We start from the raw sequence: 15283 nt of genomic DNA, 5'->3' as shown, positions 1-15283 counted from the left end.
GAACCCGGTGAGCCCTCCGCCGGACCGCCCGGCCGCCGGTCAGCGTGCGTGCTCGAGCAGCGCGTCGAGCAGGGCCGCCACGTGCGGCTCGCGCCCGTAACGGTCCCGGACGAACGCACGGCACCGGTCGCCCAGCGCGGGGTCGAGCTCGGCCTCGTCGAGCGTGGCCAGGACCCGCTCGGCCAGCGCGTCGGGGTCGGCCGGGTCCACGGTGAACCGCGCCCAGTCGCCGGACAGGATCTCGCCCGTCCCGCCTGATGCGGCGGCCACGACCGGGCGCCCCGCCGACATCGCCTCGACCACCACGCGGCCGAAGCCCTCGGGCTCGATCGACGGCGCGACGACCACGTCGGCGGCGTGCAGGAGCGGGACGACGTCGTCCCGTTCGGGCAGGACGAGCACCGACCCGGCCGGCAACTCGGCGATCGCCGAGCGCACCGCGGGGGCCTCGTCGGGGTAGAGCGCGCCGGCGAGCACCAGGAGCGGCGCCGGTCGTGCGGAGCCGACCGAGGGGGGAGTGGTGACCGCGGTGCGGGCCGCAGCCGACGCACGGACGCGCCCCCACGCCTCCAGGAGGGCGAGCACGCCCTTCGACCGCGTGAGCCGACCGTAGTAGAGCACCGTCGGCGTCCCCTCGGGGATGCCGAGCGCGGCACGCGCGTGGTCGGCGGACGCCGGGGTCGCAGCGGGGAAGGCGTCGGTGTCGACGCCGTTGGGGACGATCGTGATCGCGTCGGTGGGGACGCCCGACGCCGCCCAGGCACGTGCCATGGCGTGGGAGACGGCGAAGTAGCGCGTCCGGCCGCCGGCGATCGGTCCGAGCCGGCGGTAGTTCGGGGCGTGGTGCAGGTGCACCGCGAGCGGGACGCCGGACAGCATCGACACGACACGTCCGAACGGCAGGTACTCGGGCCGGTTCAGCCACAGCACGTCGAGGCGGGACCGGCGGATGCGCAGCCCCTCGCGGGCGAAGCGCCAGGCGTCGCGGACGGCCGTGCGCACCCCGAACCGGTAGTCGGTGGCCTCGACCAGGCGGACGCCCATCGCCTCGTACGGTGCGAGGCCCTCGTCCTGACGTGGGGCGGTCCGGTTCCGGTGCCACACCTCGACCTCGTGCCCGGCGGCGACGAGCTCGCGGGTGTCCTCGAGGACGCAGCGTTCGAGTCCGCCGGTGATGGCGAGCCCGGTCACCAGGACCCCGACCCGGAGCCGGCGCGTGCCGTCGTCGGTCGTCCGTCGCGTCGTCATGCCACACCACCCCTGGCGGTCTGCAGCCGGCGGAGGAACCACGGCAGGCAGGCGAGCACGCCCGCGACGCGGACCCAGTTCCACAGGACGTCCTGCGGCAGGAGCAGCGAACCGGCTGCCACGGCGAGGGCGGCGACGGTCGTCAGGACGATCCTCGGGCCCGGCCCGCGCCACTCGCGGCGGTCCGGCATCGCCAGCAACTGCATGGCGGCGAGGACCACGTACGCCACGACGGTCGCCAGGCCGGCCCCGGCGATGCCGAACACGGGCACGAGCACGAGGTTCGCCCCGATGTTGACGGCTCCGGCGATCGCGGCGATCACGCCGACCGCGACGCCGCGGCGCTCGACCAGGAGCAACCGTCCGGTCGCGCCGCTGGCGACCACCGGGTACGCGGTGACCGCGACGACGAAGACCACGACCGACAGCTCCTGCACCCGGTACGACGCCGGGGCGAGGACCGGCAGCGCCACCGGCGACACCAGCGTCACCGCGAGGAGCACCGGTGCGAGCATCCGGTAGAGCTCGTCACGGGAGTGCATCGCGAGCCGTCGGCGTGCGACGGCGTCGCGGAGCGCGGCGAAGTGCGGCGCCCAGGCCTGGTTCGTGAAGGTCAGCAGCAGGATGACGGCCGAGCCGACGACGTAGGCGATCTGGTAGCGGGCGACCTCGTCGGGCCCGAGCAGCCGCTGCACGACGATGCGGTCGCCGGCGTTCAGCACGAAGTACGACAGGTTGCCGAGCGCGACCGGGATGCCCAGCCGGAAGGCGCGCGCCGTGGTCCTGGCGTCGAGCAGGCCGGCGAGGCGCGGTCGGGTGGCCGCGATGCCGATCACCATCGCGACGCCCTGGGCGACGACGCCGCCCCAGGCGTAGGTGGTGGCGTCGGCGTGCACCCAGGTGAGGAGCCCGAGGCCGATGACCGAGCCGCCGATCGACGACAGCAGACTGGTCACGGCGAAGACCCGGATGCGGTCCTGCGCGACGAGCAGCGCCAGCGAGATCTGCACGACGGCGGCGGGGCCCGTCCAGAGCACGGCGACCAGGAGCAGCGGGTGCTCGCCGACGAACCCGGCCGCGTCGCCCCAGACCGGGATCGTGGTGAGCGCGACGACGGTGACGACGCTCGCGGTGATCATGCCGACGGCGAGCAGCCCCCGGGCCTTGCGGTCGTCGCCGTCCTCGGCGCGCTGCAGGACCGACGCCTGGTCGATGCCGGCGACCGCGAGCACGACGAGCGCCTGGAACAGCGCGATCGCCGAGGCGAGGACGCCGAACTCCGACGGCGGCATCAGGTGCGCGAGGACTGGGGAGATGAGCGACGAGACGACGAGCTGCATCGACCAGACGACGACGTACAGCAGACCACGACCGAAGAGGACGGACGAGCCCTTGCGGACGGCGACGGCGCCGGTGTCGAGCGACTCGGGCGCTGTGGCGACGGGGTCGTCGGACTCCGTTGCCCCGCGTGCCGCGTCCGCAGCGGCCTCCGCTGCGTCCCGCGCCGCGCGGGCCTCCCGCCGGGTCTGCGGTGTCTGCTGGGGGACCGTCACGGTGCGACCGCCCCCGCCCCGGTCACGCCCTGCTCGGACCGGACCGAGGCGCCCTGGCGCAGCCCGGACGCGCCGTCGACGACGTCGAGCAGGTCACTGCTCCGCTCCGTCGAGAACTTCCGCGCGAACAGGTGCTGCACCTCGACGTCCGGCTCGGTCCGGCGCTCGAGCAACTGCCCGGCGTCGGCGACCGTCAACCACGGCGGGCTCTTCCGTGCCGTGCCGTCCCACCCGATCCACCACAGCGGCTGCGGCACGTGCTCGTCGGCGAACCCGGGCGTCAGCGCGGGCGAGTTGAGGACCGACGGCACGAAGGTCTCGTCGGCGACCCAGGTGCGACGCCAGAACCGGACGAGGTCCGGGCGCCGGTCGACGGCGTCGACGACCGCCGCGGCGTGGTGCCGGGCGAGCACCTTGAGCTGGGACGCCCCGGAGAACACCACGCCGCCGGGGACCCGACGGGGGACCGGGAGCCGGAGCATGTGCTTGCGCCACGCCCAGTGCCGGAAGCGGATGCGGGACACCCCGCCGTCCCGCCCCCACGGCGCGAACGGCAGCGGGTGCACGTCGATGAAGGACCGCTCGCGGTGCGCCTCGAGCAGCGCGGAGATCTCCGCCGGGTTCGCCAGCGGGTAGTCGCTGCCGGTCAGCACGGCGACGTGCGACGCGTCCGTCCCCGCGAGCGCGGCCCGGTACCCGGACACCTCGGCGGCGACGTTCTCCCACCGCGCCCACCCCGTGCGGATGCGCGGCAGGAGCCGGACCCGTTCCGGCAGTCCCTCGGTCATGGCGCGGAACACCGGCTCGGGGGTCCGCGCGTCGCAGTGCAGGAACACCGCGAACGGGTCGAGCGCCTCGACGAGCCGGCGCACGTGCACGGGGTCCTCGTGGGCGAGGACGATGCACGCGGGAGCGGCGGGGGAGATGGCCATGGACGCGACGCTAACCGCGCCGTTCCAGGCCGGACAAGGCGCCCTCAGCCCGTCTGCGGGGAAGCGGCGGTTTCCCGCAGGACCCCCGTCGGATCAGCGGTCGCGGCGGAACTTCGGGCAGTCGCAGAGGGCGCAGTCGGAGCCGGGACGGTAGTGCTCGTGCGCGTCCTGCACGTGCCCGCAGACGCACGTCACGGCGTCCACCACGAGCACGGTCCGCTCCGAGGGGAGCGCGGCGTCGAGTCCGGTCCTGGGGCCCATCGACATGCGTCCTCCTCGTGCCCGGCGTGCTGCCGCCGGGTCGTCCCCGCGATCCTACCGGGCGGGGCGTGTCCACTGGCGGCAAACCGCAAGTCGGGCGACCGTCGCCGCACGCCCCGTGGGCCGCCGTTGACCCTGCCGCGACGCCGCCCGAGCATCGGAGCATGACCGACCAGCAGGCCACCACCACCCGCGTGCTCACGCTCACGCCCGCGATGCCGTCCACGGCGGCACCCGCCTGGGCCGGAGCCGCCTGGGTCGGGGCGGTCGACCGACAGGAGGCGCTCGCCGCGTCCGCCGTCAGCCTCGCCGACGCCGACGGCTTCCGCCGGGCACGCCTGCTCGTCCGCGACGGCCGCGAGGTCGCCGGCTTCGTCGACGTCGCCGTCGACGGGGCCGGCGCCGTGGACCCCGCCGAGCTGGGACCGGCCCTGCGCGCCCTGCGTGCCACGGGCCTCCCGGCGGCGCCGACGGGCACGCCCGTCGGCCGCATGTCGGTCGTCATCGGCACCCGCGACCGCCCCGAGGCGCTCCGCCGGTGCGTCCGGTCCGTGCTCGCCAGCGACCACGACGACCTCGAGGTGCTGGTCGTCGACAACGCACCGAGCACGTCGGCGACCCGCGACGTCGTCGCCGCCCTCGGCGACCCACGGGTCCGCTACGTCCTGGAGGCCCGACCCGGCGTCTCGCGCGCACGGAACGCCGGTCTCGCCCTGGCGTCCGGGGCCGTGGTCGCCTTCGTCGACGACGACGTGGTCGTCGACCGCTCGTGGCTCGCGGCGCTCGCCGACGCGTACGCCCGCGACGCGGACGTGGTCTGCGTGACCGGGCTGGTGCCCAGCGGCGAACTCCGCACCCCGACGCAGCGCTACTTCGACGAGCGCGTGACGTGGGCGCGCAACACGGACCGCCGCGTGTTCCGCACCTCGGCGCCCCCGGCCGACCTGCCGCTGTTCCCGTTCTCGGTCGGCGCCTTCGGCACCGGCGCCAACATGTCGCTGCGCCGGACGGCCGCGCTCGCACTCGGCGGCTTCGACGTCGCGCTCGGCCCCGGCACCCCGGCACGCGCCGGCGAGGACCCGGACCTGTTCACCCGGGTGCTGTTCTCCGGCGGGGCGCTCGCCGTGGAGCCGTCCGCCATCGTGTGGCACGAGCACCGGTCGGACCGGGCGGCGCTGCGCTCGCAGGCCCTCGGCTACGGCACGGGGCTCGGAGCGTGGGTCACGAAGCTCGTGCTGCGCCCCCGGACGGCGGTGGCCGTGCTGCGGCGGGCCGTCGGGGCGCTGCGGCAGCTCGGGGCGCTCGGTCAGGGCACGGGACCGGACCAGGTGTCGGCCGCCGTGGACGCCGTCGGCGGGTGGCCCGTCGACGAGGAGTTCCGCGCGGCGACCGTCGGGCTCAAGCGGGTCGAGCTGGTCGCGGCGCTCGGCGGCCCGTGGCGGTACGTGGTCGGGCGGCTGCGGCGCCCCTGAGGCGCGCGCCCCCACGCGATCCGCGACAGGGCCGGTGTCGGACGACGACGGTTCTGTCGCTCCGCACCGTCGCTCGGTCTCGACCTGCGGTGCGGACGCGACTACGCGACGGACGGGAGGCCCGTGGCGACGCTGCCACGGGCCTCCCGTCCGTCGGGTGGTCACGCCCCTAGGGACGGAAGCGCCCCTGCTCGACCTCGCGCCAGAACCGGCGGCTGCGGAAGTACGCCGCCGGGCCGGCCGGGAAGCCGCGGAACTCGTGGTACGCCAAGGACCGGGGGATGCGGGTCGTCGACGCCTCGGTGATCGTCTCGGCCGCCGCGTCGCGCCTGCCCGCCAGCCGCGACACCAGCTGCTTGAGCTTGATCCTGCCGGCACGCGGCATCAGGCGGGCCAGCACGAGCGCGTGCCGACGGTCCTTCGCGATGAGCTCGCACATGAGCGCCGTGAACCCGACCCCGTTCGAGTGGAGCTGGCCGTGCAGACCGGCGAGGTCCTGGCGGTGCCGGTGGTGCACGACCGCACGCGGTTCGAACCCGATGCGGCCGCCGCTCCACAGCAGGTCGATGAAGATCGCCAGGTCCTCGCCGCCGCGGGCGGGGACCCCGGCGCCGAGCACGGGGTCGAAGCCGCCGACGGCGTCGAACGCCGACCGGCGGACAGCCCAGTTCGCGCCGGCGCCGTAGCCGCCGATGCCGTAGACCGCGAAGTGCTTGCGGACCGAGCCGTCGGGGCCGACGGCCGAGACCTGCGCGTGCCGCATGACGCCCGGTACGTCGTCGGGCACGATCGTCACGGGGTCGAAGGTGCGCTCGCCGCTGAAGCCGCCGTAGTACGCCTCGTACCAGATCTGCGCCGGGGTCTCGAGTTCGACGGGCAGGATCATGCCGGTGACGGCGGCGATCTCCGGCTCACGGACGAAGCGGGTGCCGATCGACCGGAGCCACTGCGGGTCGACGCGGACGTCGTCGTCGGTGAACGCGATGATCTCGCCGTGCGCCTCGGCCACGCCGGCGTTCCGACCGGCGGAGCAGCCGGGGCGGCGCTCGACGACGAGTCGGACGTCACGGCCCTGCAGCAGGCCGGGCAGCGGGTCGTCCGCGGGCACCTTCGTACGGTTGTCGACGAGGACGACCTCGTACCGCGGGTAGTCCAGGTGCTCGAGGAAGTCGAGCAGCTTCCGGATGTCCTCGACCCGGGTCACGATGGTCGAGACCACGATCGAGATGAGGGGGAGTTCGAGGTCCGGCACCGGGGGCAGCGCCGTACCGACCGGACGGGCTCCGTCGGCGATGAGGGGGGCCAGGGCGCGGGCGGCGTCGGCCGGGTCGGCGGTCAGGAGCACGTCGAGCGTCGTCACCGGGAACCCGTCGCGGTACCCGACGACGAGGGCGGAGGAACCCGTGCCGTCGGCGACGAGGCGCGGCAGCGGAGCGTCGAGGTCGACGCTGACGACCCGGCGGGGGCCGGGCACGGTGACGGAGGGGTGCAGGGTCATGGGGTGGACGCTAGGGCGGGCCCGGTGCGCGGACAACGGGGCGGAGCCGCAGTGGCGGGGTTCGTGCGGGGTTCCGCAGTGCGGAGCGCCCGCGGGGCGGCGGCGGGCGCCGGCTGACGGGGCGGGCGCCGGCCGGCGCGTGAGCGCTGACCGCGGGGCGGGGCGGCGCGTAGGGTCGGCCGCATGGAGGTCACGAAGCTCGAACACGCCTGCCAGGTCCTGCGGGAGGGCGACGCGCGACTGGTCCTCGACCCCGGGGGCTTCACCCGTTCGGTCGACGCCACCGGTGTGGTCGCGGTCGTCGTCACGCACGAACACCCCGACCACGTCACGCCCGACCAGGTGCGCCGCATCCTCGACGCGAACCCGGACGCCGTCGTCATCGGCCCCGAGGGCGTCCGCGCCGCGCTCGCCGACGCGGACATCGCGGTCGACGTGGTGACCGACGGCGACCACCGCACGGTCGGCCCGTTCTCGCTCGACTTCCACGGCACGCGGCATCAGCTCATCCACTCGTCGGTGCCGATCGTCGACAACACCGGCGTGCTCGTGGACGGCCGCCTGTTCCACCCCGGCGACTCGTACACCGATCCCGGCGTGCCGGTCGAGCTGCTCGCGGCACCGGTCGGAGCGCCCTGGCTGAAGGTCGCCGAGATGATGGACTACGTCGCCGCGCTCGCGCCGACGCGGGCGTTCCCGATCCACGAGGCCACGCTGTCCGACGTCGGGTACCAGGCGCACACGGCACGACTGCGCGAGGCGGTCGAGCCCCACGGGTCCCTCGTGGTGCTCCGTCCGGGGGAGTCCCTGACGTTCTAGACCGGCGGCCCGGAGGCGCGGCACACCCGGGCGACACGCCCCGTTTTGGTACGCGTGCACGGGGTGTGCCATACTTGTCGAGTTGTCGGAACGGCCCCATCGTATAGCGGCCTAGTACGCTGCCCTCTCACGGCGGTAACGCGGGTTCGAATCCCGCTGGGGTCACCACAGGTGGCTAGCCTCCGAGTCCGACAACATGCCGCGGCCCCATCGTATAGCGGCCTAGTACGCTGCCCTCTCACGGCGGTAACGCGGGTTCGAATCCCGCTGGGGTCACCAGCACGAAGCCCTCCGGTCCGCCCGGGGGGCTTCCGTCGTTCCGGACCACGTCCGTCGCAGCTCGACGTCGCGTCCGTCCGTGCCCGCGCGGTGTCGGTCGTCGTGGCTACCGTGAGCGCATGCCAGAGGGCGACTCGGTCCACCGCCTCGCCGCACGCCTGCGGCAGGTCGACGGTGCCGTCGTGCTGCGCGGCGAGCTCCGCGGTGGTGACGCCGCCGGTCGCAGCCTGGCGGGGCGCCGGGTCCTGGGACACGACACACACGGCAAGCACCTGCTCACCCGGTTCGACGACGGCACCACGCTGCACACCCACCTGCGGATGCAGGGGTCGTGGACGCTCACCGGGGCCGGTCGTCGCCTGCCCGCCCACGCCGCACGGGACGCCCAGGTCCGGATGGCGTTCGACGACGGTCGCACCCTGTGGGGCCTGTCGCTCCCGGTCGTCGAGCACGTCGCGACCGCCGACGTCCCGCGCGTGCTCGCGTACCTCGGTCCGGACCTGCTGCACGACCCGTTCGACGCAGCGGACGCCGCCGACCGGCTCGCCGCACGCCCGGACCGTGCCGTCCGCGCGGCGCTCCTCGACCAGCGGAACGTGGCTGGGCTCGGCAACCTCTGGGTGAACGAGCTCTGCTTCCTCCGCGGAGCGCACCCGGACACCCCGGTCGACCGGGTGGACGTCGACGCGCTGCTCGTGCTCGCGCGCCGGATGCTCCTGCACTCGGCGACCGTGCCGGCGGCGTACCAGGTCACCACGGGGCGGACCCGCCGCGGCGAACGGCACTGGGTCGTGGGTCGCGCCGGTCGCCCGTGCCTGCGCTGCGGCACCGCCGTGGTCGCACGCGACGACGTCGAGCGGGTGGGGTCGCCACCGCGTCGGGTGTGGTGGTGCCCGCGGTGCCAGCCGGTGGTCCGCTGAGCAGTCCGCCGCCGTGCCGGGAGAGTAGCCTGATCGCCGTGCGCGACGACCGACCTCTGCACCTGCGCTGGCGGCTCGTCCTCCTCGTCGCCCTCGGTGGCGCGGTCGGCACCGCAGCACGTGCGCTGCTCGCCGCGGCGTTCCCCCCGCGCGACGGCATCAGCTGGGTGGTCCTCGGCATCAACGTCGTCGGCGCGTTCTGCCTCGGACTGCTGCTCGACGCGCTCGCCCGCCGTGGTCCGGACGCCGGTCGTCGGCGCGGCATCCGCCTGCTCGTCGGGACGGGCGTCCTGGGCGGGTTCACGACGTACAGCACCCTCGCCGACGACACGGCACGGCTCCTCGACGCCGGTCGGTGGGGCGCCGGCTCCGGGTACGCGCTGCTGTCCGTGGCGCTCGGACTCGTGGCCGTCGTGCTCGGCACGTGGATCGCGGGGCTGACCCGACCGCGAGCGCGGCCGACCCGACCGCGAGCGCGGCCGACCCGACCAGGAGGGGACACGCGGTGAACCCCCTCGAACTGCTGCTCGTCGCGGTCGGTGGGGGCGCCGGTGCCGCGCTCCGGTTCGTGCTCGACGGGGCCGTCCGCGCCCGCACCGCACGCACGCGGATCGCTCCGTTCCCCCTCGCCACGGTGCTCATCAACGTGTCCGGCTCGCTCGTGCTGGGCCTGCTGACGGGGCTCGGCCAGGCGGGCACCATCCCGTCCTCCGTGGTCGTGGTGCTCGGGACGGGCATGATGGGTGGGTACACGACGTTCTCGACGGCGAGCGTCGAGACCGTACAGCTCCTCCGATCCGGCAAGCCCCGGCTCGCCGTCCTGAACGGCCTCGGGATGCTCGTCGTCTCGGTCGGCGCGGCTGCGCTCGGCCTCTGGCTCGGAAGGAACACATGACCTCGGAACGCCCCGGCGAACTCGTCCTCGTCCGTCACGGAGAGACGGAGTGGTCGAAGAGCGGACAGCACACCGGCCGCACCGACATCCCGCTCACCGAGAACGGCGTCGAGCAGGCCCAGCGCGCCGGCAGGTACCTCGCCGACCGCTCGTTCGCGCTCGCACTGTCGAGTCCGCTGCAGCGAGCCCGGGACACCGCGCACCTGATCGGCGTCGAGCCGGAGCTCGACGAGGACCTGTACGAGTGGGACTACGGCGCGTACGAGGGCCTGACCACGCCGCAGATCAAGGTGCTGCGGCACGGGCCGTGGGACCTGTGGACCGACGGCGTGCCCGCGGGTGACACCCCGGGGGAGAGCGCCGCCGAGGTCCGGGTCCGCGTCGAGCGCATCCTGAACCGCGCGCGCCCGGTGCTCGCCGAGGGGCACGACGCCGTGTTCGTCGCCCACGGGCACGTGCTCCGTGCGCTCGGCGCCGCGTGGATCCGGCTCGCGCCGCAGGACGGTGCGGTGCTGAAGCTCGGTACGGCGTCGGTCAGCATCCTCGGCTACGAGCACGGCCGCCCCGTGATCGACGCCTGGAACATCCAGCCGCGCGACTGACCGGGCGGCTCGACCGTCTGCCGACTGCCGGGAGGCCCGTGGCGACGCCGCCACGCACCTCGCGGCCGTCAGACGGTCGGGATCGCGCTGGTGGCACCGAGCGGCCGCCCCCGCCGGCGCTCCACCGCCCGCCCGACGACCAGCAGCCCGACGCTCACCACGGCGCCGAGCACGGTCTGCGCGATGCGGTCGAGGGCCAGCAGCTCCGGTGCCTCGGGCACGCTCAGCCACGACACCGCCAGCGCCAACGGGGTCAGGAACAGCAGGCAGACGGCGTAGTACCGCGCCACGAAGATCTCGGCGAAGAACTGTCCCACCACGGCGATGACGACGATCCACCACGCCGACGGCTCGAGCAGCAGGATCCCCACCGCGATCACGGTGCCGCCGACCGTGCCCACGACGCGCTGCCCGGCACGGGCCACGGTGTGCCGCTGCCGGAGCGCGGGCAGGGTCGAGACCACGGCGATCACCGCCCAGTACGGGTGCCCGAGCACCGGGATCGACTCGGCGACCCCGCCGGCCACGAGCGCCCCGACCACGTTGAGCGCCACGGTCTCCCACAGCGCCGGCGTGCGCAGGACGGCCAGGGTGCGGTGCTTCCGTCCGGACAGGGGCCGGAACCGGTGCGGCGCGTGGGGGTGGAACACGCGGCGGAGCACCAGGCCCGACATCGCGACGAGCCACGCCCACACCACCGAGCCGAGGATGATCGCCGCGACGAGCGGCAGGTCGGACGGCCGGACCGGCACGAGCGCCGACACGACGAACGCGAACACCGGGAAGATCGGCTGCGCGGGGATGGTCCGGAGCACGGAGAGCGTGCAGACCGCCACGACGAGCACCACGACGAGCCCGACGGCCTGCAACCAGAGCTGCGACCCGGCCAGCGCGACCCCGACGCCGGCGGCCATGCACAGGGTCTGCAGCAGGCCGGCGACCCCGGTGGTGACGGCGCGCTGCCGGTACGGCTCCGTGGCGCCGAAGATGGCGGTGAACCCGGCGAACACCGCGAACGCCGCGTACTCGGGCAGGTCGAGCGCGATGAGCAGGGCGAGCGGGGCGCCCCCGGCGATCGCGGCGCGTGCTGCGCCCTCCAGGTTGGTCGTGCGGGCGGAGTGTGCAGCTGTCGTCATGTCGCGACCATCCTCCCACCGCGACGGGTGTCGGGGAGCCGGGGTGGGCCTCCAGGCCGGTGCGACGGGCGTGACGAGGCCTGCGCGACGGACCGGACGCAGGATCCGTGCCGGACACGACGAAGCGAGCGCGGCGGGCGTGGCACGCGTTGGTATACCAATGGTAGGGTCGCCTGATGGTGCCGCGGTCGCGGTGCACCGACGATGACGAGGAGGGCCGAGCCGATGGGAAAGACGCTCGCCGAGAAGGTGTGGGACGACCACGTCGTGGTCAAGGGCGAGGACGGCAACCCCGACCTCCTGTACATCGACCTCCACCTCGTGCACGAGGTCACGAGCCCCCAGGCCTTCGACGGCCTGCGGCAGGCCGGTCGCCCGGTCCGACGCCTCGACCTGACCATCGCGACCGAGGACCACAACACCCCGACCCTCGCCATCGACCGCCCCATCGCGGACCCGACCAGCCGGATCCAGATCGAGACGCTGCGTCGCAACTGCGAGGAGTTCGGCGTGCGCCTGCACTCGCTGGGCGACAAGGAGCAGGGCATCGTCCACGTCGTCGGCCCGCAGCTCGGCCTGACCATGCCCGGCATCACCGTCGTCTGCGGCGACTCGCACACCAGCACGCACGGGGCGTTCGGCGCGATGGCGTTCGGCATCGGCACGTCCGAGGTCGAGCACGTCCTGGCCACGCAGACCCTGCCGCTCAAGCCCTTCAAGACCATGGCGATCACGGTCGAGGGCACGCTGCGCCCGGGCGTCACGGCGAAGGACATCATCCTCGCCGTCATCGCGGAGATCGGCACGGGCGGCGGGCAGGGCTACGTGCTCGAGTACCGTGGTTCGGCGATCCGTGCGCTCTCGATGGAGGGCCGCATGACCATCTGCAACATGTCGATCGAGGCCGGCGCCCGCGCGGGCATGGTCGCACCCGACCAGACCACGTACGACTACGTGCAGGGCCGCGACCACGCCCCGACCGGCCAGGACTGGGACGACGCCGTCGCGTACTGGGACACCCTGGCGACCGACGACGACGCCGTGCTCGACGCCGAGGTGTTCATCGACGCCGACGAGCTCGAGCCGTTCGTGACGTGGGGCACGAACCCCGGTCAGGGCGTGTCGCTGTCCGAGACCGTGCCCTCGCCTGCTGACTTCGAGGACCCGAACGACCAGGCGGCGGCGTCCCGCGCGCTCGAGTACATGGACCTGGCGGCCGGCACCCCGATGAAGGACATCGCCGTCGACGCCGTCTTCATGGGGTCCTGCACGAACTCGCGCATCGAGGACCTGCGGGCCTTCGCGTCGATCATCCAGGGGCGGCAGAAGGCACCGGGCGTGCGCGTCATGGTGGTGCCCGGTTCCGCCCGCGTCCGGCTCGAGGCCGAGGCCGAGGGGCTCGACGTCGTCATCAAGGAGTTCGGCGCCGAGTGGCGGTTCGCCGGCTGCTCGATGTGCCTCGGCATGAACCCCGACCAGCTCGCGCCGGGGGAGCGCTGCGCCAGCACCTCGAACCGCAACTTCGAGGGGCGCCAGGGCAAGGGCGGCCGGACGCACCTGGTGTCGCCGCTCGTCGCCGCCGCCACCGCCGTGCGCGGCACGCTGTCCAGCCCGTGGGACCTGGCGACCGACGACGAGATCGCGGCGGCGACGTCCGCCACCGCCACCGAGGGGACCTTCTGATGGACAAGATCACCACCGTCACCGGCATCGCCGCACCGCTCGAGCGGTCGAACGTCGACACCGACCAGATCATCCCCGCGGTCTACCTCAAGCGCGTCACGAAGACCGGGTTCGAGGACGCCCTGTTCTCCGGGTGGCGTCAGGACCCCGCGTTCGTGCTGAACCAGCCCGAGTACCAGGGTGCCCGGGTGCTCGTCGCCGGACCGGACTTCGGGACGGGGTCGAGCCGTGAGCACGCGGTCTGGGCGCTCCGCGACTTCGGGTTCCGGGTCGTCGTGTCGTCCCGCTTCGCGGACATCTTCAAGGGGAACGCCGGCAAGCAGGGCCTGATCACCGCGATCGTGACCGAATCGGAAGTCGAGCGCCTGTGGGCCGCCATCAAGGCGCACCCGGGGATCGAGGCGACGGTCGACCTCGTGACGCAGCGCGTGTCGCTCGGGGATGTGGACGTCCCCTTCGAGATCGACGCCTACACTCGTTGGCGGTTGATGGAAGGGCTCGACGACATCGGGCTCACCCTCCGTGACGAGACCGCGATCACGGAGTTCGAATCCCGCCGCTCCAGTTGGCGGCCGAAGACATTGCCGGTGAAGTAGTGAACTCTCTCGTACAGGACGCAGCAGCCGCAGGGGCGCGCGTGGGCCTCAAGTCGGACGAGATCGTCATCCGCGGGGGCAAGCCCCTGGTGGGACGCATCGAGGTCCGCGGGGCGAAGAACCTCGCGACGAAGGCCATGGTGGCCGCGCTGCTCGGCGACACCCCGTCGATCCTCAAGGACGTGCCGGACATCTCCGACGTCAAGGTCGTCCGCGGCCTGCTCGAGGTGCACGGTGTGCGCGTCACCGATCCTGCACGAGGCGAACTCATCCTCGACCCGTCCCGTGTCGAGTCGGCGCACTTCGCCGAGATCGACGCCCACGCCGGCTCGAGCCGCATCCCGATCCTGTTCTGCGGCCCGCTGCTGCACAAGCTCGGCGAGGCGTTCATCCCCGACCTCGGCGGCTGCCGCATCGGCGACCGTCCGATCGACTTCCACCTCGACGCGCTGCGCGCCATGGGTGCCGTCGTCGACAAGCAGCTGAACGGCATCCACCTCACGGCTCCGAACGGCCTCAAGGGCGCGCACATCGAGCTGCCGTACCCGAGCGTCGGCGCCACCGAGCAGGTCCTGCTGTCGTCGGTCCTGGCCGAGGGCGTCACCGAGCTCCGCAACGCGGCGATCGAGCCCGAGATCATGGACCTCATCGCGATCCTGCAGAAGATGGGCGCGATCGTCACGGTCGAGCCGAGCCGGACGATCTTCATCGAGGGCGTCGCGAGCCTGCGCGGGTACACGCACCGGGCGATCAACGACCGCAACGAGGCCGCCAGCTGGGCCTCCGCCGCGCTCGCGACGAACGGCGACATCTTCGTCGAGGGCGCGAAGCAGCAGGAACTCATGACGTTCCTCAACGTCTTCCGCAAGGTCGGCGGCGGCTTCGACATCCAGGAGGACGGCATCCGGTTCTACCGGGAGCTCGAGACCCTCAAGCCCGTCGTCATCGAGACCGACGTGCACCCCGGCTTCATGACGGACTGGCAGCAGCCGCTCGTCGTCGCACTCACCCAGGCCGAGGGCACGAGCATCGTGCACGAGACCGTGTACGAGAACCGGTTCGGCTTCACCGAGGCGCTCAACGAGATGGGTGCCGACATCGTCGTGCACAAGGAGGGCCTGCCCGGCCACGACCGCCGTGTCGCCCGTCGCCCCTTCGAGCAGGCCGCGGTCATCACCGGCCCGACCACGCTGCACGCCGCGAACGTGCGCGTCCCCGACCTGCGTGGCGGGTTCAGTCACCTCATCGCGGCGCTGACCGCCGAGGGCGAGTCGCACATCACCAACGTCGGCATCATCAGCCGCGGCTACGAGCACTTCATCCCGAAGCTGCGCAAGCTCGGCGCCGACTTCGACTTCGCGGGCTAGACGCGTGTCGTCATCGCGATCG

At 73.5% G+C, this 15283-nt stretch carries 15 protein-coding genes and 2 tRNA genes; 11 read left to right on the top strand and 6 right to left on the bottom strand.

Features of this window, described 5'->3' with window-relative positions; all coding sequences use genetic code 11:
• Positions 1 to 39: 39 nt before the first annotated feature.
• The 4 genes from I8920_RS09790 to I8920_RS09775 all read right to left on the bottom strand — a co-directional run bounded on the left by I8920_RS09790 (position 40) and on the right by I8920_RS09775 (position 4000).
• Positions 40 to 1248 (bottom strand): glycosyltransferase family 4 protein, encoded by a 1209-nt coding sequence (locus I8920_RS09790; protein WP_198656179.1) that lies wholly within the window; start codon positions 1246 to 1248, stop codon positions 40 to 42.
• Positions 1245 to 2801, bottom strand: a complete 1557-nt coding sequence (locus I8920_RS09785; RefSeq protein ID WP_198656178.1) for a lipopolysaccharide biosynthesis protein — start codon at positions 2799 to 2801, stop codon at positions 1245 to 1247. The genes I8920_RS09790 and I8920_RS09785 overlap by 4 nt, the downstream gene beginning before the upstream one ends.
• Positions 2798 to 3733: a beta-1,6-N-acetylglucosaminyltransferase gene (locus I8920_RS09780; protein ID WP_198656177.1), complete on the bottom strand. Its 936-nt coding sequence runs from the start codon at positions 3731 to 3733 to the stop codon at positions 2798 to 2800. Before I8920_RS09780 ends, I8920_RS09785 begins: the two co-directional genes overlap by 4 nt.
• Before the next feature lie 93 nt (positions 3734 to 3826).
• Positions 3827 to 4000, bottom strand: a complete 174-nt coding sequence (locus tag I8920_RS09775; RefSeq protein ID WP_198656176.1) for a hypothetical protein — start codon at positions 3998 to 4000, stop codon at positions 3827 to 3829.
• A 158-nt stretch (positions 4001 to 4158) separates the two neighbouring features.
• Between I8920_RS09775 and I8920_RS09770 the strand changes: the two genes are divergently transcribed.
• Positions 4159 to 5466 (top strand): glycosyltransferase family 2 protein, encoded by a 1308-nt coding sequence (locus I8920_RS09770; RefSeq protein ID WP_198656175.1) that lies wholly within the window; start codon positions 4159 to 4161, stop codon positions 5464 to 5466.
• A 169-nt stretch (positions 5467 to 5635) separates the two neighbouring features.
• On the opposite strand, the gene I8920_RS09765 is transcribed toward I8920_RS09770, so the two are convergent.
• Positions 5636 to 6964 carry a glycosyltransferase gene (locus tag I8920_RS09765; RefSeq protein WP_198656174.1) on the bottom strand — a complete coding sequence of 443 codons (1329 nt, stop codon included), beginning with the start codon at positions 6962 to 6964 and terminating at the stop codon, positions 5636 to 5638.
• Positions 6965 to 7147: 183 nt separating this feature from the next.
• On the opposite strand from I8920_RS09765, the gene I8920_RS09760 reads away from it, so the two are divergent.
• From I8920_RS09760 to I8920_RS09730, 7 genes are all read left to right on the top strand, one after another.
• Positions 7148 to 7783 (top strand): MBL fold metallo-hydrolase, encoded by a 636-nt coding sequence (locus I8920_RS09760; RefSeq protein ID WP_198656173.1) that lies wholly within the window; start codon positions 7148 to 7150, stop codon positions 7781 to 7783.
• Between the two features lie 92 nt (positions 7784 to 7875).
• Positions 7876 to 7951: transfer RNA gene (locus tag I8920_RS09755), tRNA-Glu, on the top strand.
• A 35-nt stretch (positions 7952 to 7986) separates the two neighbouring features.
• A tRNA-Glu gene (locus I8920_RS09750) sits at positions 7987 to 8062 on the top strand.
• 119 nt (positions 8063 to 8181) lie between these two features.
• Positions 8182 to 8982, top strand: a complete 801-nt coding sequence (locus tag I8920_RS09745) for a DNA-formamidopyrimidine glycosylase family protein (RefSeq protein WP_198656172.1) — start codon at positions 8182 to 8184, stop codon at positions 8980 to 8982.
• 38 nt (positions 8983 to 9020) lie between these two features.
• On the top strand, positions 9021 to 9491 hold the full coding sequence (locus I8920_RS09740; RefSeq protein ID WP_232832714.1) for a fluoride efflux transporter FluC: 471 nt from the start codon (positions 9021 to 9023) through the stop codon (positions 9489 to 9491).
• Positions 9488 to 9877 (top strand): fluoride efflux transporter CrcB, encoded by a 390-nt coding sequence (gene crcB, locus I8920_RS09735; RefSeq protein ID WP_198656171.1) that lies wholly within the window; start codon positions 9488 to 9490, stop codon positions 9875 to 9877. The genes I8920_RS09740 and crcB overlap by 4 nt, the downstream gene beginning before the upstream one ends.
• A complete protein-coding gene (locus I8920_RS09730; RefSeq protein WP_198656170.1) occupies positions 9874 to 10479 on the top strand; it encodes a histidine phosphatase family protein in 606 nt (201 codons plus the stop codon). Before crcB ends, I8920_RS09730 begins: the two co-directional genes overlap by 4 nt.
• Before the next feature lie 68 nt (positions 10480 to 10547).
• Here I8920_RS09730 and I8920_RS09725 read toward each other — a convergent pair whose 3' ends face one another.
• A complete protein-coding gene (locus tag I8920_RS09725) occupies positions 10548 to 11615 on the bottom strand; it encodes an FUSC family protein (RefSeq protein WP_198656169.1) in 1068 nt (355 codons plus the stop codon).
• 225 nt (positions 11616 to 11840) lie between these two features.
• Between I8920_RS09725 and leuC the strand changes: the two genes are divergently transcribed.
• From leuC to murA, 3 genes are read left to right on the top strand one after another with little or no spacing between them, the layout of a single operon-like run.
• Positions 11841 to 13298: a 3-isopropylmalate dehydratase large subunit gene (gene leuC, locus I8920_RS09720; protein ID WP_198656168.1), complete on the top strand. Its 1458-nt coding sequence runs from the start codon at positions 11841 to 11843 to the stop codon at positions 13296 to 13298.
• Positions 13298 to 13894: a 3-isopropylmalate dehydratase small subunit gene (gene leuD / locus I8920_RS09715; protein WP_198656167.1), complete on the top strand. Its 597-nt coding sequence runs from the start codon at positions 13298 to 13300 to the stop codon at positions 13892 to 13894. Before leuC ends, leuD begins: the two co-directional genes overlap by 1 nt.
• Entirely contained in the window at positions 13894 to 15261 is a 1368-nt protein-coding gene (gene murA / locus I8920_RS09710) for a UDP-N-acetylglucosamine 1-carboxyvinyltransferase (RefSeq protein WP_198656166.1), read from the top strand. The genes leuD and murA overlap by 1 nt, the downstream gene beginning before the upstream one ends.
• Positions 15262 to 15283: the final 22 nt, after the last annotated feature.

It is taken from the genome of Curtobacterium sp. YC1 (genome assembly GCF_016267665.1).
Lineage (GTDB): Bacteria > Actinomycetota > Actinomycetes > Actinomycetales > Microbacteriaceae > Curtobacterium.
Note: the sequence above shows the minus strand (reverse complement) of the source record. Positions and strands in the feature narration are given on the sequence as shown.

Excerpts from the sequence above, each read along its gene's own strand:
- I8920_RS09790 (WP_198656179.1), bottom strand. The coding sequence starts at position 1,248 with ATGACGACGCGACGGACGACCGACGACGGCACGCGCCGGCTCCGGGTC.
- I8920_RS09780 (WP_198656177.1), bottom strand. The coding sequence starts at position 3,733 with ATGGCCATCTCCCCCGCCGCTCCCGCGTGCATCGTCCTCGCCCACGAG.
- I8920_RS09775 (WP_198656176.1), bottom strand. The coding sequence starts at position 4,000 with ATGTCGATGGGCCCCAGGACCGGACTCGACGCCGCGCTCCCCTCGGAG.
- I8920_RS09770 (WP_198656175.1), top strand. The coding sequence starts at position 4,159 with ATGACCGACCAGCAGGCCACCACCACCCGCGTGCTCACGCTCACGCCC.
- I8920_RS09765 (WP_198656174.1), bottom strand. The coding sequence starts at position 6,964 with ATGACCCTGCACCCCTCCGTCACCGTGCCCGGCCCCCGCCGGGTCGTC.
- I8920_RS09760 (WP_198656173.1), top strand. The coding sequence starts at position 7,148 with ATGGAGGTCACGAAGCTCGAACACGCCTGCCAGGTCCTGCGGGAGGGC.
- I8920_RS09745 (WP_198656172.1), top strand. The coding sequence starts at position 8,182 with ATGCCAGAGGGCGACTCGGTCCACCGCCTCGCCGCACGCCTGCGGCAG.
- I8920_RS09730 (WP_198656170.1), top strand. The coding sequence starts at position 9,874 with ATGACCTCGGAACGCCCCGGCGAACTCGTCCTCGTCCGTCACGGAGAG.
- I8920_RS09725 (WP_198656169.1), bottom strand. The coding sequence starts at position 11,615 with ATGACGACAGCTGCACACTCCGCCCGCACGACCAACCTGGAGGGCGCA.
- leuC (WP_198656168.1), top strand. The coding sequence starts at position 11,841 with ATGGGAAAGACGCTCGCCGAGAAGGTGTGGGACGACCACGTCGTGGTC.
- leuD (WP_198656167.1), top strand. The coding sequence starts at position 13,298 with ATGGACAAGATCACCACCGTCACCGGCATCGCCGCACCGCTCGAGCGG.